This is a genomic window from Haloquadratum walsbyi J07HQW2, from assembly GCF_000415985.1.
GTDB lineage: Archaea > Halobacteriota > Halobacteria > Halobacteriales > Haloferacaceae > Haloquadratum > Haloquadratum walsbyi_B.
In genome coordinates, this window is record NZ_KE356561.1 from 2,670,651 (window position 1) to 2,671,719 (window position 1,069).

1 pseudogene is annotated in these 1,069 nt (G+C 47.3%); it reads left to right on the top strand.

The annotated features are described in order from the left end of the window. Positions 1 to 159, top strand: a pseudogene (locus tag J07HQW2_RS18785) (ornithine cyclodeaminase family protein); the annotation flags it as partial. Positions 160 to 1,069: the final 910 nt, after the last annotated feature.

Here is a 1,069-nt window from a genome sequence, read left to right on the forward strand (position 1 = left end):
CCCGGGACGGACAAGTAATATCAAATCACGGTGTTCGACTCGGGTGGGACAGGCATCGAAACAACTGCGGCCGCATATATGCTGTACGAGCGGGCTCAAGCGGCTGGCAGGGGCAGTGAAATCAACTTCGCTCCCGCGAGTGATGCATTGACCGGCTAAATTATTACGGTCTCACAGAAACGCTCGAAACGAACAGGACGCTGCGTGGCGTATGTTCATCGAGATGCTAGAGTATAATAGCGACCTGTCCGGTGCGCACATCATCTAAGTTAATCCGCGTAGAACGGCGAAAAGGTGTATTAATTGTGGTGTCGAAACTGATAGTCCATGTGAGTCAAGAGTGATCATGGTCCAAAGTGAAAAATAGAGAATCGATCAGACGTACGACAGTGGGATCATCATTGCAATTCCAGCGAAGATACAAATAACGAGTGTTCGATAGCCGCCGCACGGAAGATCAATACCAGTCTCAAGCATTTCAGGAATAAACTCGGTGACAACTAAGTAATACTAGAGGTAACCTAAATAACTAATCTACCGATTGAGGTGAATAGTGCAACACTGTTGACCACAAACCCACAGATAGAGTTTCTGAAGACATAGAGCGTGGTCTGGGGCAAGGCCGGAAAACGGTCGAAAGTAATGCTGTTGTTGACAAACTCTTTCATGACCGCGAAGCAGCACAGGAAGGTGACGTGTTAGTCATGTTCTCCTCGCTACTACGAAGACGATGAGTTTGAGAACTGTGAGCACCTAAATATAATCGACCAGATCATCTTCGACACTTGGATATTCGATATAGAAGGACCGGGAAGTGAGTTTGTGTGTTAAACTGGAACCGGATGATGACACATTCGTTTTATCGCCGCACAAACAACTCTCAGGTCTCTGGAATAACAATGTGAGTATGCAACTTCACAGCGAGGAACTGATATATTGATTCTGACTGGCATGAGCGCGAATCTTCATCTCGAGTCTCAACTAAATGATGCTGTCGAAGACGGGCTTGAGGTAGCTACAGTGACGGATGAGACGATCGTCGCTGGAGAGGGCGGATTTGAGGTCACCC